This is a genomic window from Halomonas sp. THAF12 (assembly GCF_009363675.1).
GTDB classification, from domain to species: domain Bacteria; phylum Pseudomonadota; class Gammaproteobacteria; order Pseudomonadales; family Halomonadaceae; genus Halomonas; species Halomonas smyrnensis.
Window position 1 is genome coordinate 1,556,470 of record NZ_CP045399.1, and the last position, 24,490, is coordinate 1,580,959.

The 24,490-nt window shown below is 67.4% G+C and carries 23 protein-coding genes; 13 read left to right on the forward strand and 10 right to left on the reverse strand.

Features of this window, described 5'->3' with window-relative positions; genetic code table 11:
• The first annotated feature begins 141 nt into the window (after window positions 1-141).
• The 9 genes from FIU88_RS07105 (at window position 142) to sthA (ending at window position 9,877) form a co-directional block, all read left to right on the forward strand.
• Window positions 142-1,605 carry a glyceraldehyde-3-phosphate dehydrogenase gene (locus FIU88_RS07105; protein ID WP_152478694.1) on the forward strand — a complete coding sequence of 488 codons (1,464 nt, stop codon included), beginning with the start codon at window positions 142-144 and terminating at the stop codon, window positions 1,603-1,605.
• 298 nt (window positions 1,606-1,903) lie between these two features.
• The gene (locus FIU88_RS07110; RefSeq protein ID WP_152478695.1) at window positions 1,904-3,253 is read left to right on the forward strand and encodes a Na(+)-translocating NADH-quinone reductase subunit A; all 1,350 of its coding nucleotides are present in this window, start codon (window positions 1,904-1,906) and stop codon (window positions 3,251-3,253) included.
• Complete coding sequence (locus tag FIU88_RS07115; protein WP_152478696.1) at window positions 3,253-4,479, forward strand: NADH:ubiquinone reductase (Na(+)-transporting) subunit B; 1,227 nt, start codon at window positions 3,253-3,255, stop codon at window positions 4,477-4,479. Before FIU88_RS07110 ends, FIU88_RS07115 begins: the two co-directional genes overlap by 1 nt.
• Window positions 4,479-5,288, forward strand: a complete 810-nt coding sequence (locus FIU88_RS07120) for a Na(+)-translocating NADH-quinone reductase subunit C (RefSeq protein WP_016854584.1) — start codon at window positions 4,479-4,481, stop codon at window positions 5,286-5,288. Before FIU88_RS07115 ends, FIU88_RS07120 begins: the two co-directional genes overlap by 1 nt.
• A gap of 2 nt (window positions 5,289-5,290) precedes the next feature.
• Window positions 5,291-5,959, forward strand: coding sequence for an NADH:ubiquinone reductase (Na(+)-transporting) subunit D (locus FIU88_RS07125; protein ID WP_026068383.1), 669 nt, complete (start codon window positions 5,291-5,293; stop codon window positions 5,957-5,959).
• 1 nt (window position 5,960) lies between these two features.
• A complete protein-coding gene (nqrE, locus tag FIU88_RS07130) occupies window positions 5,961-6,578 on the forward strand; it encodes an NADH:ubiquinone reductase (Na(+)-transporting) subunit E (protein ID WP_016854586.1) in 618 nt (205 codons plus the stop codon).
• A gap of 69 nt (window positions 6,579-6,647) precedes the next feature.
• Complete coding sequence (gene nqrF, locus FIU88_RS07135) at window positions 6,648-7,880, forward strand: NADH:ubiquinone reductase (Na(+)-transporting) subunit F (protein WP_152478697.1); 1,233 nt, start codon at window positions 6,648-6,650, stop codon at window positions 7,878-7,880.
• A gap of 188 nt (window positions 7,881-8,068) precedes the next feature.
• Window positions 8,069-8,326 carry a (Na+)-NQR maturation NqrM gene (gene nqrM / locus FIU88_RS07140; RefSeq protein ID WP_016854588.1) on the forward strand — a complete coding sequence of 86 codons (258 nt, stop codon included), beginning with the start codon at window positions 8,069-8,071 and terminating at the stop codon, window positions 8,324-8,326.
• 159 nt (window positions 8,327-8,485) lie between these two features.
• Window positions 8,486-9,877, forward strand: a complete 1,392-nt coding sequence (gene sthA / locus FIU88_RS07145) for a Si-specific NAD(P)(+) transhydrogenase (protein WP_016854589.1) — start codon at window positions 8,486-8,488, stop codon at window positions 9,875-9,877.
• A gap of 91 nt (window positions 9,878-9,968) precedes the next feature.
• Here sthA and FIU88_RS07150 read toward each other — a convergent pair whose 3' ends face one another.
• From FIU88_RS07150 to leuS, 8 genes are all read right to left on the reverse strand, one after another.
• A complete protein-coding gene (locus tag FIU88_RS07150; protein ID WP_152478698.1) occupies window positions 9,969-10,406 on the reverse strand; it encodes a DUF488 domain-containing protein in 438 nt (145 codons plus the stop codon).
• Complete coding sequence (locus tag FIU88_RS07155; RefSeq protein WP_172977674.1) at window positions 10,403-11,374, reverse strand: PA2778 family cysteine peptidase; 972 nt, start codon at window positions 11,372-11,374, stop codon at window positions 10,403-10,405. Before FIU88_RS07155 ends, FIU88_RS07150 begins: the two co-directional genes overlap by 4 nt.
• Before the next feature lie 13 nt (window positions 11,375-11,387).
• Window positions 11,388-11,783 (reverse strand): PA2779 family protein, encoded by a 396-nt coding sequence (locus FIU88_RS07160; RefSeq protein WP_152478699.1) that lies wholly within the window; start codon window positions 11,781-11,783, stop codon window positions 11,388-11,390.
• A 114-nt stretch (window positions 11,784-11,897) separates the two neighbouring features.
• Entirely contained in the window at window positions 11,898-13,016 is a 1,119-nt protein-coding gene (locus FIU88_RS07165) for a diguanylate cyclase (RefSeq protein WP_152478700.1), read from the reverse strand.
• Entirely contained in the window at window positions 13,013-13,486 is a 474-nt protein-coding gene (locus FIU88_RS07170) for a molybdopterin-dependent oxidoreductase (RefSeq protein WP_152478701.1), read from the reverse strand. Before FIU88_RS07170 ends, FIU88_RS07165 begins: the two co-directional genes overlap by 4 nt.
• Window positions 13,487-13,565: 79 nt before the next feature.
• Window positions 13,566-14,624, reverse strand: coding sequence for a DNA polymerase III subunit delta (holA, locus tag FIU88_RS07175; protein ID WP_016854595.1), 1,059 nt, complete (start codon window positions 14,622-14,624; stop codon window positions 13,566-13,568).
• Window positions 14,625-14,631: 7 nt separating this feature from the next.
• Window positions 14,632-15,123 (reverse strand): LPS assembly lipoprotein LptE, encoded by a 492-nt coding sequence (gene lptE / locus FIU88_RS07180; protein ID WP_152478702.1) that lies wholly within the window; start codon window positions 15,121-15,123, stop codon window positions 14,632-14,634.
• Window positions 15,124-15,152: 29 nt separating this feature from the next.
• Entirely contained in the window at window positions 15,153-17,735 is a 2,583-nt protein-coding gene (gene leuS / locus FIU88_RS07185; RefSeq protein ID WP_152478703.1) for a leucine--tRNA ligase, read from the reverse strand.
• A 238-nt stretch (window positions 17,736-17,973) separates the two neighbouring features.
• Between leuS and FIU88_RS07190 the strand changes: the two genes are divergently transcribed.
• Entirely contained in the window at window positions 17,974-18,495 is a 522-nt protein-coding gene (locus FIU88_RS07190) for a zinc ribbon-containing protein (RefSeq protein ID WP_152478704.1), read from the forward strand.
• 125 nt (window positions 18,496-18,620) lie between these two features.
• Here FIU88_RS07190 and FIU88_RS07195 read toward each other — a convergent pair whose 3' ends face one another.
• Both FIU88_RS07195 and FIU88_RS07200 read right to left on the reverse strand, forming a co-directional pair.
• A complete protein-coding gene (locus FIU88_RS07195) occupies window positions 18,621-19,952 on the reverse strand; it encodes a hypothetical protein (RefSeq protein WP_152478705.1) in 1,332 nt (443 codons plus the stop codon).
• Between the two features lie 98 nt (window positions 19,953-20,050).
• Window positions 20,051-20,947, reverse strand: a complete 897-nt coding sequence (locus tag FIU88_RS07200; protein ID WP_152478706.1) for a LysR family transcriptional regulator — start codon at window positions 20,945-20,947, stop codon at window positions 20,051-20,053.
• A 168-nt stretch (window positions 20,948-21,115) separates the two neighbouring features.
• On the opposite strand from FIU88_RS07200, the gene leuC reads away from it, so the two are divergent.
• From leuC to leuB, 3 genes are all read left to right on the forward strand, one after another.
• Window positions 21,116-22,567: a 3-isopropylmalate dehydratase large subunit gene (leuC, locus tag FIU88_RS07205; RefSeq protein WP_016854609.1), complete on the forward strand. Its 1,452-nt coding sequence runs from the start codon at window positions 21,116-21,118 to the stop codon at window positions 22,565-22,567.
• Between the two features lie 3 nt (window positions 22,568-22,570).
• Window positions 22,571-23,224, forward strand: a complete 654-nt coding sequence (gene leuD / locus FIU88_RS07210; RefSeq protein WP_016854610.1) for a 3-isopropylmalate dehydratase small subunit — start codon at window positions 22,571-22,573, stop codon at window positions 23,222-23,224.
• A gap of 153 nt (window positions 23,225-23,377) precedes the next feature.
• On the forward strand, window positions 23,378-24,457 hold the full coding sequence (leuB, locus tag FIU88_RS07215) for a 3-isopropylmalate dehydrogenase (protein ID WP_152478707.1): 1,080 nt from the start codon (window positions 23,378-23,380) through the stop codon (window positions 24,455-24,457).
• Window positions 24,458-24,490 lie beyond the last annotated feature (33 nt).

The window sequence follows — 24,490 nt, forward strand, 5'->3', positions numbered from 1 at the left end:
ATAACAGTCCGGCACCGTCATGTAGTGAAACCCGAATTCCTGTAAATCCCCTACAGCGTCTGCGACTATCCCTCGATTGCCCCCCTGGTGTCCGGCCTCGGATAATGCCTCTCGAATCTCAACCCCATGGAGAGGCCCCACGTGAGTCAGCAAACCCCCGATACCGTCTTCCAGGAATGGCACGACAATCAGGCGCTCGCCGAGCAGATGATCCCGATGATCGGCAGCCTGTACCGTCACAACAACGTCGTGACCACGCTGTACGGGCGTTCGCTGTTCAATCGCAGCGTGATCCGCATCCTCAAGGACCACCGGTTCGTGCGCAAGATCGAGGGCACCGAACTGTCCGTTCAGGACACCTTCCCGCTGGTCAAGGCCATGACCGAGCTGAACCTGGGGCCGGCTCACGTCGACGTGGGCAAGCTGGGCGTGGCCTACAAGAAGCAGGGCGGCGGCGACGCGCTGGCCTTCCTGCGCAGGGAGCTGGCCGAGATCGTCGACGGCCACTGCGCGGACACCGGCAACGGCGAGCCGAAGGACGTGGTGCTCTACGGCTTCGGTCGCATCGGCCGCATCCTGGCGCGGGTGCTGGTCGAGAAGGCCGGCGGCGGTAACCTGCTGCGCCTGCGGGCCATCGTGGTGCGCGGCCGCGGCGACATCGCCAAGGATCTCGAGAAGCGTGCCAGCCTGCTGCGTCGTGACAGCGTTCACGGGCCCTTCGACGGCACCATCAGCGTCGACCCGGAAGCGCGCACCCTGACCGCCAATGGCAACGTCATCAAGGTGATCTACGCCGACTCGCCGTCCGAGATCGACTACACCGACTACGGCATCGATAACGCCGTGGTGGTCGACAACACCGGCATCTGGCGCGACGAGGATGGCCTGGGCCAGCATCTGGCCTGCAAGGGCGTGGCCAAGGCGCTGCTGACCGCGCCGGGCAAGGGCGACGTCAAGAACATCGTCTATGGCATCAACCACCAGGACATCAATGCCGACGACCGCATCATCTCGGCCGCGTCCTGCACCACCAATGCCATCGTGCCGGCCCTCAAGGCGCTGAACGACGAGTACGGCATCGTTCATGGTCACGTCGAGACGGTGCACTCCTACACCAACGACCAGAACCTGATCGACAACTACCACAAGGGCGATCGCCGCGGTCGCAGCGCGCCGCTCAACATGGTGCTGACCGAGACCGGCGCGGCCAAGGCGGTGGCCAAGGCGCTGCCGGAGCTGGGCGGCAAGCTGACCGGCAACGCCATCCGCGTGCCGACGCCCAACGTCTCCATGGCGATCCTCAACCTGACGCTGGAGCGCGAGACCGACGTCGAATCGCTCAACGACTACCTGCGTCGCATGTCGATCGACTCCCAGTACCAGAAGCAGATCGACTACGTCGACTCGCCCGAGGTGGTGTCCACCGACTTCGTCGGCAACCGTCATGCCGGCATCGTCGACGCCCAGGCGACCATCGCCAACGGCAAGCACGCCGTGCTCTACGTGTGGTACGACAACGAGTTCGGCTACAGCTGCCAGGTCATCCGCATCCTGCAGCACATCTCCAACGTGGCCTTCCGCAAGCTGCCCCACGCCCAGGGCTAAGCGCTCCCGCGCGTCGCATCACTCCCGCCCCGGCCGCTCGGCCGGGGCTCCCGCCAAGCATCTCTCCCTCAACGCTTTTCTCACTCGTCTGCGACACTTCGCCACTTGCCGCGGACGGCCTCCTGCGACCTTCCGGCAGGTAGTCATTCCACTGGCTTCTCTTTATAATGCGGGGGATTTTTCGGGGTGGTTCGAGTTCGCCTCGGGCCCGACTGGTTACATTCTGGACAAAACACAAGAATCCGATCCAATCGCACCCCTTTCCTTCGTATATCAGATCCATCAACTGGGCGAGACTATGATCGAAGTCAAGAAAGGCCTGGATCTCCCCATCACGGGAGCCCCGGAGCAGCGCGTCGAAGACGCGCGTCCGGTGCGCCACGTGGCGGTTCTCGGTACCGACTATATCGGCATGAAGCCGACCATGGAGGTTCGAGAGGGGGACAAGGTCAAGCTGGGCGACCTGCTGTTCACGGACAAGAAGATCGATGGCGTGCGCTTCACGGCGCCGGCCGGCGGTGAAGTCGTCGCCATCAACCGCGGTGAGAAGCGCAGGCTGCTGTCCGTGGTGATCAAGGTCGACGAGTCCGAAGACGCGGTGGAGTTCGCCTCTTACAACCGTGACAAGCTGGCCTCCCTGGAGCGTCAGGCAGTGGTCGATCAGCTGGTCGACTCCGGTCTCTGGACGGCACTGCGCACCCGTCCCTTCTCCCGCACGCCGGCCATCGACAGCGTGCCGAACGACATCTTCGTCACCGCCGTCGATACCCACCCGCTGTCCGCCGACCCCGCCACCGTCGTCCAGGGCCAGTCCCAGGCCTTCGAGGATGGCCTCAAGGTGCTGACGCGCCTGACCGAAGGCAAGGTCTTCCTGTGCACCGCGCCGGGCGCCGACGTGCCGGGAGGCGACGTCCAGGGCGTGCAGGCCGAGACCTTCGGCGGTCCGCATCCGGCCGGCCTGGTCGGCACGCACATCCATCATCTCTCGCCCGTGGGCCTGCAGAAGAAGGTCTGGCACATCGGCTACCAGGACGTCATCGCCTTCGGCAAGCTGTTCACCGAGGGCAAGCTCGACGTCAGCCGCGTGGTGGCGGTGGGCGGCCCGCGCGCCGAGAAGCCGCGGCTGCTGCGCACCCGCGTCGGTGCCAGCACCGAAGAGCTGCTGGCCAGCGAGGTCCGTGACCCCGATGACACCCGGGTGATCTCCGGCTCGGTGTTCTCCGGCTTCACCGCCGAGGGCAGCCTGCGCTACGTGGGTCGCTTCAACACCCAGCTCAGCCTGCTCGAGGAAGGCAACAAGCGCAGCTTCATGGGCTGGCTGTCGCCGGGCGCGAATCGCCACTCGGTGCTCGGCATCTACCTGTCGCGCATCAAGGGCCTCAGCAACTACGCCCCGACCACCTCCACCAACGGTTCCGAGCGGGCCATGGTGCCGGTGGGCGCCTACGAGGAAGTGATGCCGCTGGACATCCTGCCCACCCAGCTGCTGCGCTCGCTGATCGTCGGCGACATCGAGACCGCCATGCAGCTCGGTTGCCTGGAGCTGGATGAGGAGGACCTGGCGCTGTGCACCTACGTGTGCCCCGGCAAGTACGAATATGGTCCCATCCTGCGCGATAACCTCACCATGATCGAGAAAGAGGCCTGATGATGGGTATCCGACAGACACTCGAGAACCTCGAGCCGCACTTTCACAAGGGCGGCAAGTACGAGAAGTTCTACCCGCTCTTCGAGGCGGTGGACACCATCTTCTACACGCCGCCCAGCGTCGCCAAGACCACGGCGCACGTGCGTGATGGCATCGACCTGAAACGCATCATGATCACGGTGTGGCTGTGCACCTTCCCGGCCATGTTCTTCGGCATGTGGAACGCCGGCTGGCAGGCCAACGTGGCCATCGCCGACGGCTTCGGCGCCGCCGGCGGCTGGCGCGAGGCCATCGTCATGACCCTGGCGGGCGGCCACGACCCAGGCAGCCTGTGGGCCAACTTCGTGCTCGGCGCGACCTACTTCCTGCCGATCTACCTGGTGACCTTCGCGGTCGGCGGCTTCTGGGAAGTGCTGTTCGCCATCAAGCGCGGCCACGAGGTCAACGAGGGCTTCTTCGTCACCTCCGTGCTCTACGCCCTGATCCTGCCGGCCACCATTCCGCTGTGGCAGGTTGCGCTCGGCATCACCTTCGGCGTGGTGATCGGCAAGGAAATCTTCGGCGGCACCGGCAAGAACTTCCTCAACCCCGCGTTGACCGGCCGTGCCTTCCTGTACTTCGCCTATCCGGCGCAGATCTCCGGCGACTCCGTGTGGGTCGCGGCCGACGGCTACACCGGCGCCACCGCGCTCTCCACCGCCTTCCAGAGCGGCATGAGCGCGCTGACCGACCAGTTCAGCTGGTGGGACGCCTTCCTCGGCTTCATCCCGGGCTCGGTGGGCGAGACCTCGACGCTGGCCATCCTGATCGGCGCGATCGTGCTGCTGTGGACCAAGATCGCCTCCTGGCGAATCATGCTGGGCGTGTTCCTGGGCATGGTGACGACCAGCCTGCTGTTCAACCTGATCGGCTCCGACACCAACCCGATGTTCGCCATGCCGTGGTACTGGCACCTGGTGATCGGCGGCTTCGCCTTCGGCATGGTGTTCATGGCCACTGACCCGGTCTCCGCCTCCATGACCAACCAGGGCCGCATGATCTTCGGTGCCCTGATCGGCGTCATGACCGTGCTGATCCGCGTCGTCAACCCGGCCTTCCCGGAGGGCATCATGCTGGCGATTCTGTTCGCCAACCTGTTCGCCCCGCTGATCGACCACTTCTTTGTTCAGGCCAACATCAAGCGCCGCCAGCAGCGCACCGGTGTGCCGGCCGAGGAGAACGCCTGATGGCACAGAGCAACAACTCCATCAAGAAGATCCTGACGGTGGCGTTCGCACTTTGCATCGTGTGTTCTGTGATCGTCTCCACCGCCGCGGTCGGCCTGCGCGCCAAGCAGGAGCTCAACCAGGAGCTGGACCGCAAGTCGAACATCCTCGACGTGGCGGGGCTCTATGAGCCCGGCACCGACGTCGAGGAGGCCTTCGAACAGGTCACGCCGCGGGTCGTCGACCTGCGCACCGGCGAGTACACCGACCAGTTCGATGCGGCCACCTACGACAGCTTCCAGGCGGCCCGTGATCCGGCCCAGTCCCGTACCCTCTCTGGGGAGAAGGACATCGCCGGCCTGTCGCGTCAGGAGAACTTCACCACCGTCTATCTGGTCGGCAACCCGGACGACCCCGAGCAGATCATCCTGCCGGTGCGTGGTCAGGGGTTGTGGGGCCTGATGCGCGGTTACCTGGCGGTGCAGGGCGATGGCAACACCATCCAGGGCATCACCTTCTATTCCCACTCCGAGACCCCGGGTCTCGGCGGCGAGGTCGACAACCCGCGCTGGAAGTCTCAGTGGGACGGCAAGGAGATCTTCGCCAGCGCCGACAGCGTTCAGCCGGACATCGCCCTGGTCAAGGGCGGCGCCAGCGGCGAGACCGAGGTCGACGCGCTTTCCGGCGCCTCGCTGACCAGCAAGGGCGTCACCAACCTCCTGCAGTTCTGGCTGAGCCCCGAGGGCTTCGGCGAGTACCTCGCCCGGTTCCGCAGCGGTATCGAGCGTGAGACCGTGCAGGATGCCTCCACCGACACTGAAGGAGCCTGATGATGTCTGCACCGACTCCCAAGGGCGTCCTGGTAACGCCGATCTTCAAGAACAACCCCATCGCGCTGCAGATCCTGGGGATCTGCTCCGCGCTGGCGGTGACCAGCAGCATGAGCGTGTCGCTGGTCATGTCTTTGGCGGTGATCTTCGTCACCTCGCTGTCGAACTTCTTCGTCTCGCTGATCCGCAACCACATTCCGTCGTCGATCCGCATCATCGTGCAGATGACGATCATCGCCTCGCTGGTGATCGTGGTGGACCAGATCCTCAAGGCCTACGCCTATGAGATGTCCAAGCAACTGTCGGTCTTCGTCGGCCTGATCATCACCAACTGCATCGTGATGGGCCGCGCCGAGGGCTTCGCCATGACCAACAGCCCGGGCCTGTCCTTCCTGGACGGCGTCGGCAACGGTCTGGGCTACGGCTTCATCCTGATGACCGTTGGCTTCTTCCGCGAGCTGCTCGGCTCCGGCAGCGTGTTCGGCTTCACCGTGCTCGAGACCGTGCAGAACGGTGGCTGGTACGTGCCCAACGGCCTGCTGCTGCTGCCGCCGTCCGCGTTCTTCATCATCGGGTTGATCATCTGGGCGCTGCGCGCCATCAACCCGGAACAGGTCGAGGAGAACGAGTTCAAGATGAAGGACAACACCCAGCCGAAGGAGGCCGTGTAAGATGCAACACTATCTGAGCCTGTTCGTCGCCTCGGTCTTCGTCGAGAACATGGCCCTGGCGTTCTTCCTGGGCATGTGTACCTTCCTGGCCGTGTCCAAGAAGGTCTCCTCGGCGATCGGCCTGGGCATCGCGGTCATCGCGGTGCTGGTGATCACCGTGCCGGTCAACAACCTGCTGCTGACCTACCTGCTCGGCGAGGGCGCCCTGACCTGGACCGGTCTGGCCGGCGCCGAGAACATCGACCTGTCGTTCCTCGGCTACCTGAGCTACATCGGCGTGATCGCGGCCATCGTGCAGATCATGGAGATGTTCCTCGACAAGTACGTGCCGGCGCTCTACAACGCGCTGGGCGTGTTCCTGCCGCTGATCACCGTGAACTGCGCGATCCTCGGTGCGACCCTGTTCATGTCCGAGCGTAACTACAACTTCGGCGAATCCGTGGTCTACGGCCTCGGCGCCGGGGTGGGCTGGGCACTGGCCATCACCGCGCTGGCCGGTATTCGCGAGAAGCTCAAGTACAGCGACGTGCCGGCCTCTCTGCAGGGCCTGGGCATCACCTTCATCACGGTGGGCCTCATGTCGCTGGGCTTCATGTCCTTCTCCGGCATCCAGCTCTGAGGCGGCTTCCGGCGGCGCGTGTGGCGCGCCGCCGGTGTGACCAGTCAATGCTAGCAATAGGAAACCGACATGGTTGATACAACAGTCATCTTGCTCGGTGTGGTCATGTTCACCGTGATCATCATCGGTCTGACGGCGGTGATCCTGGCCGCCCGCAGCAAGCTCGTCAGCACCGGGGACGTGACCATCGAGATCAACGAAGATCCCGATCACACCCTGACCACCCAGGCCGGCGGCAAGCTGCTGAACACCTTGGCCGCCAACGGCATCTTCCTGTCCTCCGCCTGTGGCGGCGGTGGCTCCTGCGCCCAGTGCCGGTGCCGCGTGGAAGAGGGTGGTGGCTCGATCCTGCCCACCGAGGAGTCCCACTTCACCCTGCGCGAGAAGAAGGAAGGCTGGCGCCTGTCCTGCCAGGTGCCGGTGAAGCAGGACATGAAGATCGAGGTTCCCGAGGAGGTCTTCGGCGTCAAGAAGTGGGAATGCGAGGTCATCGAGAACCCCAACGTCGCCACCTTCATCAAGGAGCTCAACCTGCGCCTGCCCGAGGGCGAGGACGTGGCCTTCCGCGCCGGCGGCTACGTGCAGCTGGTGGCACCAGCCTACGACGTCAAGTTCTCCGACTTCGACATCGAGGAAGAGTACCGCGGCGACTGGGAGAAGTTCGGGCTGTTCAACGTCTCCCACAAGAACAACGAGGAAATCATCCGGGCCTATTCCATGGCGAACTACCCGGAAGAGAAAGGCATCCTCAAGTTCAACATCCGTATCGCCACGCCGCCGCCCAACACCGACCACCCGCCGGGCCTGATGTCCACCTACGTCTTCAGCCTGAAGCCGGGTGACAAGGTCACGGTGATGGGGCCCTTTGGCGAGTTCTTCGCCAAGGACACCGATGCCGAGATGGTATTCGTGGGCGGTGGTGCCGGCATGGCGCCGATGCGCAGCCACATCTTCGACCAGCTCAAGCGCCTGGACACCAAGCGCAAGATCAGCTTCTGGTACGGTGCGCGCTCCTGGCGCGAGACCTTCTACAACGAAGAGTACGACCAGCTGGCCGAAGAGCACGACAACTTCGACTGGCATCTGGCGCTGTCCGATCCGCAGCCCGAGGACAACTGGGAAGGCCCGACCGGCTTCATCCACAACGTCCTCTACGAGAACTACCTCAAGGACCATCCGGCTCCCGAGGACTGCGAGTTCTACATGTGCGGACCGCCGATGATGAACGCCTCCGTGATCAAGATGCTGCTGGATCTCGGGGTCGAACCCGAGAACATCATGCTCGACGACTTCGGCGGCTGATCGCCCTGCGGCGACCGTCAGGGCTGGCCTCCGGGCCAGCCCTGATTGGTTCCGCCGCCCGATATGCCGCTCTTGGGGCGGCATATCAGGCGACGGCACCCTACAGTGGCAGCGCTCCCCGGGGATCACGGCGGCGCTGACGTGGTCCCAAGGGCAACACCTTCTCAGCGAACTCGATGGAGCACTCAATGGGCACCTTTCTCGTGGTACTCGCCTTCATGCTGGTGATCATGGCCGCCATGGCCATCGGCGTCATCGTCGCCCGCAAGCCGATCGCGGGCAGCTGCGGCGGCCTCAACCAGCTCGGCCTCAAGGAAGGCTGTGAGGTCTGCGGCGGCCAGGACCAGGTCTGCGAAGAGGAAAACCGCAAGCGTCAGGGCGGCGCCCGCCGCCGCAGCGACGAGAGCCGCGGTGCGGATCTCGGCTACGACGCGACCCGCCGCTGATCCGACGGCACCACCCTTTTTTCATTTTCCGGCGCTGAGCCGCCAGGGACGTGTGGCCGCAGGCTGGCGCCGGAATGACGGCGCCGGGCACGAGAGGTGATGCTTGCGCCATGATTCCCCGGCTCGGTGCCTTCAAGCACCCAGACGAGCAGGGGAGTCATGGCAGTTCATAACTACGATGTGGTGGTGATCGGCACCGGGCCGGCCGGCGAGAGCGCCGCCATCAATGCCGCCAAGCACGGCAAGCGCGTGGCGGTGGTCGAGAAGCAGCCCTTGGTGGGCGGCAACTGCACCCACTGGGGCACGATTCCTTCCAAGGCGCTGCGCCACCAGGTCAAGCAGATCCTGTCGTTCAACACCAATCGTATGTTCCGCGACATCGGCGAGCCGCGCTGGTTCTCGTTTCCGCGGGTGATGGAGCGCTCCCGCGTCACCATCGACCAGCAGGTGGCGATGCGTACCAACTTCTACGCGCGCAACCGCATCGACCTCTACAGCGGCGTGGCGCGCTTCAAGGACGCCCACACCCTGGTGGTGCGCGGTGACGGTGACAGCGTCGACGAGCTGGTGGCCGAGCGGATCATCATCGCCACCGGCTCGCGTCCCTACCGGCCGGCCGACATCGACTTCCGGCATCCGCGCATCTACTGCTCGGACACCATCCTCGGCCTCAACCATACCCCTCGCACCATGATCATCTTCGGTGCCGGGGTGATCGGCTGCGAGTACGCCTCGATCTTCTCGGGCCTCGGGCTCAAGGTCGACCTGATCAACAGTCGCGACAGCCTGCTGTCCTTCCTCGATGACGAGATCAGCGATGCGCTGTCCTATCACCTGCGCAAGCACGGGGTGCTGATCCGCCACAACGAGGAGTACGAGCGGGTCGAGGGCGACGAATCCGGGGTGACCGTGTATCTCAAGTCGGGCAAGCGGCTGCGCGCCGACGCCTTCCTGTGGGCCAACGGCCGCACCGGCAACACCGACGAGCTGGGGCTGGAGAACGTCGGCCTCGAGGCCAATGGCCGCGGGCAGCTGCAGGTCGACGAGCACTATCGCACGGCGATTCCGCACATCTATGCCGCCGGTGACGTGATCGGCTGGCCGAGCCTGGCCAGCGCGGCCTATGACCAGGGCCTGAACGCCTGCGACGAGCTGCTCGATCGTGAGTACCGCTTCGTCAGCGAGGTGCCGACCGGCATCTACACGATCCCGGAGATCAGCTCCTTCGGTCGCAACGAGCGCGAGCTCACCGAGGCCAGGGTGCCCTACGAGGTGGCTCAGGCGTTCTTCAAGGACACCGCTCGGGCGCAGATCACCGGCGACACCGTGGGCATGCTGAAGATCCTGTTCGACCAGGACACGCTGGAGATCTACGGCATCCACTGCTTCGGCGACCAGGCCTCGGAGATCGTCCATATCGGCCAGGCGATCATGCAGCAGGAGGGCGGGGCCAACACCCTCGAGTACTTCGTCAGCACGACCTTCAACTATCCCACCATGGCCGAGGCCTACCGAGTCGCGGCGCAGAACGGGCTGAATCGGTTGTTCTGATCCGTCGATCAGCTTGGGCCGAAAGACGACCGACGGCGCCCCCTGGGCGCCGTCGGTCGTTCATGCCAGTGATCGACGACCGTCGTCGATGTCAGCCGTTGGCGGGTGGCTCGGGATCCAGGTGGCCGTAACACGGCGGCGAGCTCGGCTCGCGATCGAGGGCATCCTCGGCGTCCAGGGCCTTCAGCAGCGCCTCACGCAGGATCGGGAGGTAAGACTCGTCGAGATCGCGTACCGCGGAAAGCAGCGTCAGGCGCCCGCCGCGGGCGTGGCGCATCAGCGGCGTCAGCGCTTCGGGGTGGTCGCGCAGCTCACCTCGGTAGCGCACGGCGAACACGGTGGGGCTGATCTCTCCCTCGTGGAACTGGCGCCGCAGGGTGGGCGAGGGCGAGGCATCGCGATACCAGTCGGCCAGCTGCAGCGACTCGCGGCGCTTGCCGCGAGGCCACAGTCGGTCGACCAGCACCCGCGCACCGTCGTCGGGCTCGGGGGCCTGGTAGACGCGCTTGAGGGCGATCTCCCGGCTCATGCTTCGCCCTCCATCTCCAGCGCCTGCCGTTCCTCCCGGGCGCGCGACTGCCAGGGGCCGGGCAGTGCCGCAGCGCGGGACAGCGCCTCCCGGGCGGTGTCGAGACGGTCCTGGTCGGCCGCGACGATGCCGAGGTTGAGCCAGGCCGGCGCGAGCTCGGGATCCGCGTTCACCGCGGCCTGGAAGGCGGCCAGGGCAGCGTCGGCATCGCCGGTGGCGTGTCGTGCGTTGCCGAGGGCGAACTGTATCGTGGCGACGTCGGGATGGCGTTCGGCCAGGGCCTGCCAGGCGGGCAGGGCGGCCTCGCTGCCCTGCACGGTCTCGAAGTCGGCGATGGCGCGGGTGGCGGATTCGGCATTGGCGTCGGCCGGCAGCTCGCCGGGAGGCAGGGCGACGAAGGCCCAGCGCTCGCTGCGCGCCCAGGTGGCGTCGAAGCGGGCGAAGCCGATGCGCCGCGACGGCGTCATGCCGGTGTGCAGCACCAGCTCCTCGGCCGGCAGGTCATAGCCGATGGCCACGGCGTAGTGCCACTGAGGGAAGGCCGGCAGCGACAGGTTCTGCATCACGACCACCGGGCGGTCGGCGGCGAGCTCGTCGAGCAGGGTCGCGAAGTCGCCCTCGAGGCGGAAGGGAATCCGCCCGTGGCGACGCACCGTGGCCAGCATCTCCGGCTGCACGCTGCCGTCGCGGCCGGGCAGGAAGACCTGGGGGATCAGCTCGTCCACGCTCACCTCGAGGCCGGCGGCCTCGAGGGCCATGGCCAGCGAGGCCGGGCCGCACTGGTAGTCGCGCTGGCCGTGGAAGGGGACCGCCTCGTTGAGCGCCATCGACGGTAGCGCCTGGCGGGTGGCAGGGGAAAGCGACGGGGCGGTGGCGCAGCCCGTCAGCAGCAGAAGCGTCAGTACCAACGCAAGAACGCCCGCGGGGCGGGCGTTCTTGCGTCCGGCGGTAGAGAATAGGCCGGTCATGGGATCTCCCGGTTCAGCGGGTGAACGGGTAGACGTCGGTGAGGCCGAGGATGTCGGTCACCAGCAGGATGATGAAGACCGCGAACAGGGCGCCGACCACGCTGGCACCGGCGGGCATCTGGTCGAGGCGGTCGGCCATCTGGCGGGCCTCGGCGTCGGACAGGGCGGCCACGCGGTCCTCCACCTCGGCCGGGGAGACGCCCTGGAGCAGCAGCTGCTGCTGCACGTCCTCGCGGGCCAGAACGCGGCGGATCTTGTCGCGATCCTGCTGGCTGGACTGGGCGTCGAGCAGCGTGGTGGTGCCCACCAGTCCCTGATCGGCCGCCGGCACGGCGGCGATGGCCGGCAGGCTGCCGATGACCAGGGCGAGGATCAGGAGCGGGCTGAGGAGTCGGGTGAGTCGTTTCATGATGGCATTCCTTGTGTTTCTGGGGAGGTCCGGCTCGGTGTCGCTCCACATGGGCGTCCTAGCGCCATGCCGGCGGCGATGCCACGACAGTATAGGGGATAAGTGGGGGCGGTTTCACGGTTGTGCGTTGATTTCCAAACGGTTGCGCCCGTTCTGCTTGGCACGGTATAGGCAGCGGTCGGCACGGGAGTAGAGCTGAGCCAGCGCTTCCCGGCCGGCGAGGGTCGTGGCCAGGCCGAGGCTGATGGTCAGCCGATGTTCACGAGCCTCGCCGGGCAGGGGCAGGTCGGCCGTGGCCTCGCGCAGGCGTTCGCCCAGTCGCCGGCCGCCCTCTGTGCCGGTGTTCGGCATCAGCACGGCGAACTCCTCGCCGCCCAGTCGGGCCACCAGGTCCGACTCTCGCGCCACGCGGGTGAACTCGGCCGCCACGGCCTGCAGCACCGCGTCGCCGGCGGGATGGCCGTAGCGATCGTTGATCCGCTTGAAGTGGTCCAGGTCGATCAGCAGCAGGCTCAGTTCTCCGCCGTCTCGCTGGTTGAGCTCGAGATAGCGCTGCGCCACCTCCCACAGCTGACGCCGATTGGCCAGCTGGGTCAGCTCGTCGGTGACGCTCAGCTGGCGCAGCGACAGCCACTGGCGATGGATGCGAACGAGCGCCAGCATCAGCGCCGCGGCCACCAGCAGCACCAGCAGGATCACGGCCAGGCTCAGCCATGTCATCAGGCGCTGCTGGTCGGCGGCGGCCTGGTGGACCTCCTGCAGCAGACGGCTGTAGGTCCAGGCGAGGGAGCCCTCCAGCTCGTGCCCGAGGCGGTTGAGCTGCCGGACGTCGTCACCGACGGAGGGGGCCAGGGTATCGAGGGTCGATGCCAGCCTGCGGTAGAGGCCTTCCGCCTGGGTCAGCTCGGCCAGCATCGGCGCGTAGTCGGCCGCGTTGATCTCGCTGCGCGCGAGCCCCACGCGGATGGTGCGAATGCGTTCGGGGATACGCTCCACCAGGCTGGTGATGCGGTCCATATGCCAGGCGTGGTGGGCGTGATCGATCAGTCCGTCTAGCTCGAGGCGCAGCTCGGCGGTGTCTTCCTGGGCGCGCACGATGTCGCCGGCCAGGGCCGAGTAGTCGGCGCCCAGATGGCGGCCCGCCTGGAGAGCGAAGGCGCCGGCCACGACGGCGCCGATCGCCCCCAGCAGGCAGAAGCCCGCGAGCAGGCGAAGGCCGGACGCCGGAATCACCGCGCCTGGATCTCGTCGATGGACCAGATCCACTGGCTCATCGGCGCATCGCCCTTGAGCACCGCCTCGGCATCGGCCGGCACCACCAGCATCAGCGGGCCGAGGTTGTCGGGCGTCAGCGGCGTGCCGTCCAGCCGCGTGGCGAGCAGGAAGCGTTTCTCCTCGCGGTCGGCGGGCGTGAGGAAGCTGGTGTAGTCGTCCAGGGCGATGAAGCGCAGCCGGGAGGCCTCGTCGAGGTTCTGGTCAGCGAGGAAGTCATTCAGCCAGACGCCGCTGAAGGTGCCTTCCGGGCCCTCGAAGTGGCGCATCGTGACCTCGCCGGTATCGCTCCGTTCGATGTCCTCGAGCGACAGATGGCGGGTTTCGCCGTGGGCGTGGATATCCAGAACGGGCTCGGCCGCCGTCGAGAGAGAGGGCCACAGGGCGGCGGCGAGCAGGGCAGAGAGGGCCAGGCGACGTGACAGCATCATGGAATGCCTCAACAAGGAATTGCCGATGATGATACCCCGAAGCCCGGGGATTGTGGGCGTGTCGACTGTGCCGGGTCGATCAACCGACGCGGTAGGAGTGTGGCGACTCGGCCAGCAGGCCGCGGCCGCCGGCGAGCGTCAGGGCCAGGTCGTGCAGGCCCTCCCACAGCGGGATGGGGCTGGCGCCCTTGATCGCCAGGTCGAGCCGCTGGGCGAACAGCAGCAGCTTGTGCAGGCGCTTCATCGGCAGACGCTTGAGCGCCTGCTGGTAGGCCGGGCGGCGCTTGTCGAAGATCGGCGGCTTCTGGGCCTTGCAGGCGTGCTCCAGGCTCTGGCCCTGATCGAGATGCTGATGCAGCGACAGCAGCAGCCGCAGCTCGCGGGTCAGCGCCCACAGCACGATGGGCGGCTCGACGCCCTCGCCGCGCAGGCCGGTCATGATGCGCGACACCCGAGCGCGTTCGCCCTTGAGGCAGGCATCCATCAGCGTGAACACATCGAATCGCGCGCTGTCCTCCACGCCGCCGGCCACCTGCTGGGGAGCGATGCGGGCGCCGGGCGGCGAGAGCAGGGCAAGCTTCTGCAGCTCCTGGTCGGCGGCCAGCAGGTTGCCCTCGGTGCGCTCGCCGAGCAGGCGGGCGGCATCGAGGTCGAGGTTCAGGCCGTGGTGCGAGGCGCGATCGCGCAGCCAGAAGTGCAGCCGCGAGACGTCCACCGGCCACACCGGGACGAACAGTCCGGCCTTGTCGAGGGCCTTGAACCAGGCGCTCTTCTGCTCGCGGTAGTCGAGCTTGCCGGCGGCCACCAGCAGCACGTTGTCGCTGCCGGCCATGCCCTCGGCGTATTCGCGCAGCGCCTTGGCGCCTTCCTGGCCGGGCTTGCCGTTGCCCAGGCGCAGCTCGATCAGCTTGCGCGAGGCGAACAGCGACAGGCTGGCGGCGGCCTCGGTCAGCCGCCCCCAGGCGAAGTTGGCCTCGACATGGAGCACCTCGCGCTCCTCGATGCCGGCCTGGCGGGCCGAGGCGCGCACGGCGTCACAGGCCTCGCGGTGCTGCAGCGGTTCGTCGCCGGCGACGATGATGACCGGCGGCAGCGACTTGGCCAGGGCGCCTTCGAGCTTGTCGGGAAAGACCTTCACGACGACCTCAGTTCGGCGACAGGGCGCGCAGGCGGTCCATCAGCCGGCGCACGGCCTCGCGGCGCAGTCGCTCGGTGGCGTCGTCGCGCAGCTCGTCTGCGACCAGCAGGTTGTTGTCGCTGATCGAGTAGCGCTCGCTGACCTCCACCACCTGCTGGTCGAGGCGATAGGCGCCGTCGCTTGCGCGCTGCACCGAGAAGGGCACGCTCAGGGTGAGCTCGCGCTCCTGGCTGCCGGTGTCGAGCACGCCGATCTGCTGCTCCTCGATGCGCTCGGCGCCGAGGTTGAGCACCATCGGCGCATCGTCGCGGACCGACACGCCGGCGGATTCGAGCCGCTGGCCGAGCCGTCGCGAGAAGTCGCCGGAGGCGCCGGCCACGGCCAGCGACTCCAGGCCCAGCGCCGGCTGGTCGAGACCGCGCAGCCGGAAGCCGCAGCCGCTGAGGGTGAGGCCGGCGGCGCCGGCCAGGGTGAAGCGCAGGAAGTCACGCCGTTGCATTATGGCTCTCTCCTTGGCCGGCGGTCGGCTCAGCCGACCACGATGTTGACCAGCTTGCCCGGGACCACGATCACCTTGCGCACCGTCTTGCCCTCGAGATGGCGCTGGACGTTCTCGGCGGCCATGGCCTGGGCCTCGATGGCGGCCTTGTCGGCCTCGGCCGGCACCTCGAGGCGGGCGCGCAGCTTGCCGTTGACCTGCACCACCAGCTCGATGGTATCGCGGGTCAGGGCGGACTCGTCGAGCGCCGGCCAGGCGGCGTCGATGGCCGGCTCGTCATGGCCGAGCTCGGCCCACAGCGCGTGGCAGGCGTGCGGGGTGATCGGCGCCAGCAGCAGCACGCAGGCCTCGACGGCCTCGCGGGCCACGGCCAGGCCGAGCGGGCTTGCGTCCTCGAACTTGCCGATCGCGTTGGTCAGCTCCATCACCGCGGCGATGGCGGTGTTGAAGGTGGTGCGCCGGCCGATGTCGTCGCTGGCCTTCTGGATGGTCTCGTGGGTCTTGCGACGCAGCTCGCGCTGATCGTCGTTCAGGGCATCGAGGTCGAGCTCGCCCGGGGTGCCGGCCTCGACGTGCTCGGCCACCATCCGCCACAGGCGCTTGAGGAAGCGATGGGCGCCCTCGACGCCGGAGTCGGACCACTCGAGGGACTGCTCGGGCGGCGCGGCGAACATCATGAACAGGCGCACGGTGTCGGCGCCGAAGCGGTCGATCATCGCCTGGGGGTCGACGCCGTTGTTCTTGGACTTGGACATCTTCTCGATGCCGCCCATCTCCACCGGCTGGCCGTCCTCCTCGAGCACGGCGCTCAGCGGCCGGCCCTTATCGTCGCGCTTGACGGTGACGTCGGCCGGGTTGAACCACTCCTTGCCGCCGTTGGCCTCGGGACGATAGAAGGTCTCGGCGATCACCATGCCCTGGGTCAGCAGGCGCTGGAATGGCTCGTCGGACTCGACCAGGCCGAAGTCGCGCATCAGCTTGTGGAAGAAGCGCGCGTAGAGCAGGTGCAGGATGGCGTGCTCGATGCCGCCGATGTAGAGGTCGACCGGCAGCCAGTAGTTGGCGCGCTCGTCGAGCATGGCCTCCGGGTTGTCGGTGCAGGCGAAGCGCGCGTAGTACCAGGAGGATTCCATGAAGGTGTCGAAGGTATCGGTCTCGCGCACCCAGCCGTCGCCCAGGTCGCTGAACTCGGGCATCTTCTTGAGCGGCGAGCCGGAGGCGTCGACGGTGACCTCCAGCGGCAGGGACACCGGCAGCTCGTCGTCGGTGAGCGGCACGGTCTGGCCCTCGGGGCCGTACTTGACCGGGATCGGCGCGCCCCAGTAGCGCTGGCGGGCCACGCCCCAGTCGCGCAGGCGGAAGTTGGTCTTGACCTCGCCGTGGCCCTGCTCGGCCAGGCGGGCGGCGATGGCATCGAAGGCCGCCTGGAAGTCGAGGCCGTCGAACTCGCCGGAGTTGATCAGCACGCCGTGCTCATCGAAGGCGCCCTTGCTCAGGTCCGGCGCTTGGCCGTTCTCGTCGGCGATTACCGGCTCGATGGGCAGCGCGTACTTGGTCGCGAACTCCCAGTCGCGCTGGTCATGGGCGGGGACGGCCATCACCGCGCCGGTGCCGAACTCCATGAGCACGAAGTTGGCCACGTAGACCGGCACGCGGCGCCCGGTGAGCGGGTGCACGGCCTGGTAGCCGGTGGCCATGCCCTTCTTTTCCTTGGTCGCGAGCTCGGCCTCGGAGGTGCCGCCGTGGGCGCACTCCTCGAGGAAGTCGGCCAGTTCGGGGTTGCCCTCGGCGGCGGCCTGGGCCAGCGGATGGCCGGCGGCCACGGCGACGTAGGTCACGCCCATCAGGGTGTCGGGGCGGGTGGTGTAGACCCGCAGCGGTTCGAGGGCGTTGTCGTCATGGTCGGCGACGTCGAAGGCCAGCTCGACGCCCCTGGACTTGCCGATCCAGTTGCGCTGCATGGTCTTGACCTGCTCGGGCCAGTCGACCTGGTCGAGATCCGCCAGCAGCTCCTCGGCGTAGTCGGTGATCTTGAGGAACCACAGCGGGATGTCCTTGCGCTCGACCGGCGCGCCGGAGCGCCAGCCGCAGCCGTCGATCACCTGCTCGTTGGCCAGCACGGTCTGATCGACCGGGTCCCAGTTGACCGTCGACATCTTCTTGTAGACCAGGCCCTTCTCGACCAGCTTGGTGAAGAACCACTGCTCCCAGCGATAGTAGTCGGCGTCGCAGGTGGCGAACTCGCGGTCCCAGTCGTAGGCGAAGCCCAGCGCCTTGAGCTGACCGCGCATGTAGTCGATGTTCTGGTAGGTCCACTCGCCCGGCGGCACCTGATTCTTGATCGCCGCGTTTTCCGCCGGCATGCCGAAGGCGTCCCAGCCCATGGGCTGCAGCACGTTCTTGCCCTGCATGCGCTGGAAGCGGGAGACGACGTCGCCGATGGTGTAGTTACGCACATGCCCCATATGCAGCTTGCCGCTGGGGTAGGGGAACATCGACAGGCAGTAGTACTTCTCGCGGCTGGCGTCTTCCACTGCCTTGAAGCAGGCGTTCTTCTCCCAGTACTGCTGGGCGTCGCGTTCGATTTCTCGGGGCTGGTATTGTGCGTCCATCGCTGTCTTCGGGTACCTTGCTAGTCGAGCGCGGCGCGCGTGGCGCGGCGCATGTCAGCGGGCCTTGTCCGGCGTCAGGGTCATCCCCATTCGTTGGGGGAAGCCATTGATTCACCGACGGCATATCGTCTAAATGGAAGAACCTCTGGGGCGCAAGGATACCCCAGCACGGCGGGCGCCGGCTATGGTGGTGGCGCCGTGACCCCGATGCGGACAGGACACGGACTGGAGAACTGCGATGAGCGATCAACCGCAAAAGCCCCCTGAGGACCATCGCCTCAAGGATGCCTACGAACGCGTGCTGGAGCGTCTGCAGGAGGGCGCCGGCGAGCTGAACCGGGAGTCGCTGCAGAAGGAACTCGACGAGGCGATCGAGTTCGAGGCCGAGGTGGAGGAGTTCACCCGGTACGAGCTCTCGCTGCTGCGCGCCTGGGTCGATCGTGACCTCAAGGAGATGCGCCGCTACCTGAACGCCGGTGGCCATAGCGTGGCCCACTGGCTCGGCGTCGACCTCTCGGTGCTGTCGCGTCGGGTGGTGGAATCGCTGCTGTCGATCGCCGACCGCAGCCAGGTCGAGCGCGAACGCCTGGAAGACGATCTCGAGGCCTCGCGGGCCGACTATACCGCCGGCGAGATGGCGGCGCCGGGTCGCATGGCCTGCGCCCACTGCGACGCGGTGGTCGAACTCAACGGGGTCGCCCGCCTCGAGCCCTGCCACCAGTGCGGTCACCGCTACTTCATGCGCGCGCCGCTGGACTGATCTCCCCGCCCCCTGAGGCCGACCCGGCGCTCGGGGGGCTTGTGTCAATGAGTCTTCCGACCGCGCTCGCGCACGAGGCGATGTGTAACGCCGCGTCACCGGGCGCAGGCACTCTCTGGCGCGCCTTACGCCAGCCAGGCGATCATGCCGACCATCAGCGTCGCCATGATCAGCGCATAGCGCAGGTTCTCTCGCATCATCAGCCCGCCGCTGACGCCATAGCGCCCCTGCAGCGACAGATTGATCCCCGACAGCGGCCCGACGCTGGTGCCCACGGCCCAGGCCGCCAGGGCGACGAAGGCGAACAGCGTCTGCTCCGACGCTTCCAGGTCGAGCACCGAGGCCAGCACCGAGACGCCGATGATCGGGTGCAGCCCGGCCACGGCGCTGACCACGATGGCGAGAAAGCTGCCGATCGCCTGGAGAGCGCCGAAGTGCTCGAACAGCGTCCAGCCGCCCTCGGTGGCGGCCTCGGCGAGCGTCGATAGCCCCTGGGTCAGAAGCCCCGCACACAGGAACAGCGAGATTTCGCCGCGCATGGCCGGCAGCCGGGTCAGGGTGTGCTGGCGCAGGCGGGCGGCGGTCCAGTGCAGGCCGCGTGTCAGGTTGGCCGCCAGCGCCGCGCCGGGCATCAGGAAGGTGATGATGGCGACGATGGAAAGCGCCGGTGTCAGCTCGAAGTGAAAGACCATCACCAGCGCGGCCATCACCACCGGCAGCAGCAGGCTCCTCGGCGCCATCGAGAAGCCGGCGGTGTCGGTCAGGTCGAAGCGTCGCGGCAGTTCGATCAGCGTCACCAGTCCCGCGCACAGCGCCAGCGGCAGGCCGTGGGCCAGCACGGTGGCGTAGTCCATGCCCGGCGCCAGGGTGATGACGATGCCCATTGAGGCGAAGAAGGGCGACCACAGCGCGGCGCTGGACAGCCCTCGGTTGAGGGCCAGCAGCTGGGGCGTGGTCAGCGGCGCGCGGCGTGCCAGGCGATCGCCGACCATGAACACCGTCGACAGATTGAGGATGGTGCCGAGCAGGTGCACCCCGAGCCAGGTGCCGGCGAGGCCGCGCCGCCCGGTGACCGGTGGCCCCGAGGGGCGCGACCGGCCGCGACGATTGCCGATCAGGCCGATGAAACTGACCCCCACCAGCATCGCCACCACCTGGGTATTGGCGTCGAGCATCGCCGGCCAGTCCACCCGGGCGCCATAGACGAACGCCGCGATCAGCAGCAGGCCGACGCCGAGGCCCGCCAGCAGCCCGGCCTGGCGGCGGTTGCGGCGTGGCAGGTCTGGCCACAGCAGCGCGGTGCCCAGCCACAGGGCCGGCCCGGTCAGTGCCTCGGCGCCAGGTAGCCAGGCCAGCCCCGCGATGCGCGACATCAGCCCGACGAGGATCGACAGGCCGGCGAGGGCATGGCGGAGGCCGACGCCGGAGGCGGTCGCTTCGACGGTCTGGGCGGGCATGGCGATCATTCCTGGCTGGCGGCGCACGAGACACGCCAAAAAATAGCATCCTAAGCAATGTGCCCTCCGGCCTCAAGGCAGCGACCTCGACGCCCGCGCTATGCCGACCAGTGCAGTGCCGCGTCTTCCCGCGCCGCCTCGAGGCGATCGAGCATCGCCCGGGCGGCGTTGGAGAGGGTGCGGCTGCGGTGCACCAGATAGCCCAGCGGGCGCTGGATCGGCGGGTGATCCACCTCGAGCACGTGCAGTTCGCCGGCCGCGAGGCCTTCCGGCAGCAGGCTCCAGCCCAGGCCGATGGCGGTCATCATCTTCAGCGTCTCGAGGTAGTTGGTGGACAGCGTCACCGGCAGGCGAAGGCCGGCGGCGGCGAAGCGTGCCTCGATCAACCCACGGGTGAAGGTCAGCGGTCCCGGCAGCACGGCATCGAAGGCGCACAGCTCGCTCAGGGCCAGCGGGCCTCGTGCGGCCAGGGGGTGATCGTGGGCACAGACGAAGCGCAGCCGGTCGATCCACACCGGCACCACCTGGAGCTGGGCGTCGGGATGCGGGGCCAGGGTGGCCACGGCGATTTCCAGCGTGCCGTCGAGCACGCCCTGATAGGCCTGCTCCGAGTCCTCGAAGCGCAGGTCGAGCCGCACCTCGGGATGCTGGCGGGTATAGTCCTTGAGCAGCGGCGGCAGTCGGTGCAGCCCGATATGATGGCTGGTGGACAGCGTCAGGCTGCCCGCCACCTGGCCGTCCAGGTTGCCCAGGGCACGCCGGCTGTCGTCCACCATGACCAGGATCTGCCGGGCACGCGGCAGCAGCAGCCTGCCGGCCTCGGTCAGTGTCACCCGGCGGCCGATGCGATCGAACAGCCGCGCCCCGACCTGATCCTCGAGCACCGCGATACGCTTGCTGACCGCCGGCTGGGTGAGATGCAGCTGCTCGCCGGCGCGGGAGAAGCTGCCGCCGTCGGCCACGGCGAGGAAGGCCTGCAGGCTCTGGGTATCCATTCGGGCTCCAGCGATGTGGGCTTGGGAGAGTTCTGTATTCCTTTTGGGAATCCTTTGAATAAATAACATGAATTGCTTTTATGTGCGCGTCGCGGGACACTTCTGCAAAAGCGCCAAGCGCCAAAAAACCGACCGGACACGCACAGGGCCCAGGCCCGGGAGAACGAGATGGCAGCCCAGACCCTCTACGACAAGCTGTGGTCGCAGCACCTGGTGAAGGAGCGCGACGACGGCACCGCGCTGATCTACATCGATCGCCAGCTGCTCCACGAAGTGACCTCGCCCCAGGCCTTCGAGGGCCTGCGCCTGGCGAACCGCCGCCCGTGGCGGATCGACGCCAACCTGGCGACGCCGGACCACAACGTCCCGACCACCCTGAAGGAGCGGGCCGAGGGCAATGCCGGCATCGAGGACCCGGTGTCGCTGATCCAGGTCCAGACCCTCGATGACAACTGCAACGAGTTCGGCATCGAGGAGTTCCGCATCAACGACCCGCGCCAGGGCATCGTGCACGTGGTCGGCCCGGAGCAGGGCGCGACCCTGCCCGGCATGACCGTGGTCTGCGGCGACTCCCACACCGCCACCCACGGCGCCTTCGCCGCGCTGGCCCACGGCATCGGCACCTCCGAGGTCGAGCACGTGCTGGCCACCCAGTGCCTGCTGGCCCAGAAGATGAAGAACATGCAGGTGCGCGTGGAAGGCGAGCTCGGCGTCGGCGTCACCGCCAAGGACGTGGTGCTGGCCATCATCGGCGAGATCGGCACCGCCGGCGGCACCGGCTACGCCATCGAGTTCGCCGGCAGCGCCATCCGCGAGCTGTCCATGGAAGGCCGCATGACGGTCTGCAACATGGCCATCGAGGCGGGCGCCCGGGTCGGCCTGATCGCCGTGGACGACACCACCATCGACTACCTCAGGGACCGCCACTACGCGCCCAGCGCCGAGCAGTGGGAGGCCGCGGTGGCCGACTGGCGTGGCCTGGTGTCCGACGAAGGCGCCGACTTCGACAAGGTGGTGACCCTGAACGCCGCGGACATCGAGCCGCAGGTCAGCTGGGGCACCAGCCCCGAGATGGTGACCGGCATCGGCGGTGAAGTGCCGGACCCGGCCGAGGCCGTCGACGATACCGCACGCACCGGCATCAGCCGCGCGCTCGAGTACATGGGCCTGGCGCCGAAGCAGAAGATCACCGACATCCGCCTGGACAAGGTGTTCATCGGCTCCTGCACCAACTCCCGCATCGAGGACCTGCGCGAGGCCGCCAAGGTGGCGCGCGGCAAGAAGGTCGCCGATTCCATCAAGCTGGCCATGGTGGTGCCGGGCTCGGGCCTGGTGAAGCAGCAGGCCGAGGCGGAAGGGCTCGACGCGATCTTCCGCGAGGCGGGCTTCGAGTGGCGCGAGCCGGGCTGCTCCATGTGCCTGGCGATGAACGCCGACAAGCTCGGCGCCGGCGAGCACTGCGCCTCGACCTCCAATCGCAACTTCGAGGGACGCCAGGGCTACGGCGGGCGCACCCACCTGGTCAGCCCGGCCATGGCTGCCGCCGCCGCCATCGCCGGCCACTTCGTCGACGTTCGCGGGCTTGCCGCCCACGACGCCACCCAGCAGCAGGAGGCCTGAGCCATGCAGAAATTCGAACGTCTCCAGGGCCTGGTCGCGCCGCTGGATCGCGCCAACGTCGACACCGACCTGATCATTCCCAAGCAGTTCCTGAAGTCGATCCAGCGTACCGGCTTCGGCGTCAACCTGTTCGACGAGCTGCGCTACCTCGACGAGGGCCAGCCGGGGCAGGACTGCTCGCAGCGCCCGCTGAATCCCGACTTCGTGCTCAACCAGCCGCGCTATCAGGGCGCCAGCGTGCTGCTGGCGCGTCAGAACTTCGGCTGCGGCAGCTCCCGCGAGCATGCCCCCTGGGCGCTGGCCGACTTCGGCTTCCGGGTGGTGATCGCGCCGAGCTTCGCCGACATCTTCTACAACAACGCCTTCAAGAACGGCATCCTGCTGATCAAGCTCCCCGAGGCGCAGGTCGACCGGCTGTTCAATGAGACCGAGGCCGAGGAAGGCTATCGCCTCGACGTGGATCTCGAGGCTCAGCGCATCCTCACGCCGTCCGGCGAGGTCCTCGAGTTCGAGGTCGACGCCTTCCGCAAGCACTGCCTGCTCGAGGGGCTCGATGACATCGGCATCACCCTGCAGGACGAGGACGCCATCCGCGCCTTCGAACAGAAGCACCGCGCCGCGCGGCCCTGGCTGTTCCGCGATGAGGCAAGCGCCTGACGTTTTACCCCGCATCAGCCGGGCGGCGGGGCTGATCCGGCGGCAGGCCTGCGAGAAGGCGCTGTGAAACCATCCATGGGCGCTACCGATTCTCTGCGGCCTGCCCCCGGCGCCCCTTGGGCCGCTCGGCCCTGAGGACACAAGGAAGACACGATGACACGCAAGATTCTGGTTCTCCCGGGCGACGGCATCGGCCCGGAAATCACTGCCCAGGCCAGCCGCGTGCTGGCCGCCTGCCAGGCCCGCGGCCTCGACGTCGAGGTCGAGGAGGCGCCGGTCGGCGGCACCGCCTACGATCTCGAGGGCTCGCCGCTGCCCGAGAGCACCCTGGCCAAGGCCAGGGCCGCCGATGCCGTGCTGCTGGGCGCGGTGGGCGGCCCCAAGTGGGACAAGCTCGAGGACATCAGCAAGCGCCCCGAGAAGGGCCTGCTGGGCCTGCGCAAGGAGCTCGGCCTGTTCGGCAACCTGCGCCCGGCGCTGCTCTACCCGCAGCTGGCCGAGGCCTCCAGCCTCAAGCCCGAGCTGGTATCCGGTCTCGACATCATGATCGTGCGCGAGCTCACCGGCGGCATCTACTTCGGCCAGCCGCGCGGCATCGAGGAGCGCGATGGCCAGCGGGTCGGCTATAACACCTACGTCTACTCCGAGGCCGAGATCGAGCGCATCGGTCGCGTCGCCTTCGAGATGGCCCAGAAGCGCGGCAAGAAGCTGTGCTCCGTCGACAAGGCCAACGTGCTCGAGGTCACCATGCTGTGGCGCGAGGTCATGGAGCGGCTGGCGCCGGAATACCCGGACGTCGAGCTGTCGCACATGTACGTCGATAACGCCGCCATGCAGCTGGTCCGCGCGCCCAAGCAGTTCGACGTGGTGGTCACCGGCAACATGTTCGGCGACATCCTCTCCGATGCCGCCGCCATGCTCACCGGCTCCATCGGCATGCTGCCATCGGCCTCGCTGAACGAATCCGGTCAGGGCATGTACGAGCCCTGTCACGGCAGTGCCCCGGACATCGCCGGTCAGGGCCTGGCCAATCCGTTGGCCACCATCCTCTCGGTGGCGATGATGCTGCGCTACTCGCTGGGCGAGGCCGAGCTGGCCGAGCGCATCGAGGCCGCCGTGGGCAAGGTGCTCGACGATGGCCTGCGCACCGCCGATATCGCGGCCGAGGGCGCGCCCCGCGTTTCCACCCGCGAGATGGGTGACGCCGTGCTGGCGGCCTTCGAGGCGCTCTGATCGCCCGAGGAGTGGCGTGTCGGCGAAGCGCTC

What these genes read in the sequence shown, in the direction of transcription:
- leuD (WP_016854610.1), top strand. Translation starts at nt 22,571, where the DNA reads ATGCAGAAATTCGAACGTCTCCAGGGCCTGGTCGCGCCGCTGGATCGC.
- FIU88_RS07150 (WP_152478698.1), bottom strand. Translation starts at nt 10,406, where the DNA reads ATGAGCCGGGAGATCGCCCTCAAGCGCGTCTACCAGGCCCCCGAGCCC.
- FIU88_RS07200 (WP_152478706.1), bottom strand. Translation starts at nt 20,947, where the DNA reads ATGGATACCCAGAGCCTGCAGGCCTTCCTCGCCGTGGCCGACGGCGGC.
- leuB (WP_152478707.1), top strand. Translation starts at nt 23,378, where the DNA reads ATGACACGCAAGATTCTGGTTCTCCCGGGCGACGGCATCGGCCCGGAA.
- FIU88_RS07155 (WP_172977674.1), bottom strand. Translation starts at nt 11,374, where the DNA reads ATGACCGGCCTATTCTCTACCGCCGGACGCAAGAACGCCCGCCCCGCG.
- nqrE (WP_016854586.1), top strand. Translation starts at nt 5,961, where the DNA reads ATGCAACACTATCTGAGCCTGTTCGTCGCCTCGGTCTTCGTCGAGAAC.
- FIU88_RS07195 (WP_152478705.1), bottom strand. Translation starts at nt 19,952, where the DNA reads ATGCCCGCCCAGACCGTCGAAGCGACCGCCTCCGGCGTCGGCCTCCGC.
- FIU88_RS07190 (WP_152478704.1), top strand. Translation starts at nt 17,974, where the DNA reads ATGAGCGATCAACCGCAAAAGCCCCCTGAGGACCATCGCCTCAAGGAT.
- leuS (WP_152478703.1), bottom strand. Translation starts at nt 17,735, where the DNA reads ATGGACGCACAATACCAGCCCCGAGAAATCGAACGCGACGCCCAGCAG.
- FIU88_RS07170 (WP_152478701.1), bottom strand. Translation starts at nt 13,486, where the DNA reads ATGATGCTGTCACGTCGCCTGGCCCTCTCTGCCCTGCTCGCCGCCGCC.
- FIU88_RS07115 (WP_152478696.1), top strand. Translation starts at nt 3,253, where the DNA reads ATGATGGGTATCCGACAGACACTCGAGAACCTCGAGCCGCACTTTCAC.
- lptE (WP_152478702.1), bottom strand. Translation starts at nt 15,123, where the DNA reads ATGCAACGGCGTGACTTCCTGCGCTTCACCCTGGCCGGCGCCGCCGGC.
- FIU88_RS07110 (WP_152478695.1), top strand. Translation starts at nt 1,904, where the DNA reads ATGATCGAAGTCAAGAAAGGCCTGGATCTCCCCATCACGGGAGCCCCG.
- sthA (WP_016854589.1), top strand. Translation starts at nt 8,486, where the DNA reads ATGGCAGTTCATAACTACGATGTGGTGGTGATCGGCACCGGGCCGGCC.
- FIU88_RS07125 (WP_026068383.1), top strand. Translation starts at nt 5,291, where the DNA reads ATGTCTGCACCGACTCCCAAGGGCGTCCTGGTAACGCCGATCTTCAAG.
- FIU88_RS07120 (WP_016854584.1), top strand. Translation starts at nt 4,479, where the DNA reads ATGGCACAGAGCAACAACTCCATCAAGAAGATCCTGACGGTGGCGTTC.
- nqrF (WP_152478697.1), top strand. Translation starts at nt 6,648, where the DNA reads ATGGTTGATACAACAGTCATCTTGCTCGGTGTGGTCATGTTCACCGTG.
- FIU88_RS07160 (WP_152478699.1), bottom strand. Translation starts at nt 11,783, where the DNA reads ATGAAACGACTCACCCGACTCCTCAGCCCGCTCCTGATCCTCGCCCTG.
- nqrM (WP_016854588.1), top strand. Translation starts at nt 8,069, where the DNA reads ATGGGCACCTTTCTCGTGGTACTCGCCTTCATGCTGGTGATCATGGCC.
- leuC (WP_016854609.1), top strand. Translation starts at nt 21,116, where the DNA reads ATGGCAGCCCAGACCCTCTACGACAAGCTGTGGTCGCAGCACCTGGTG.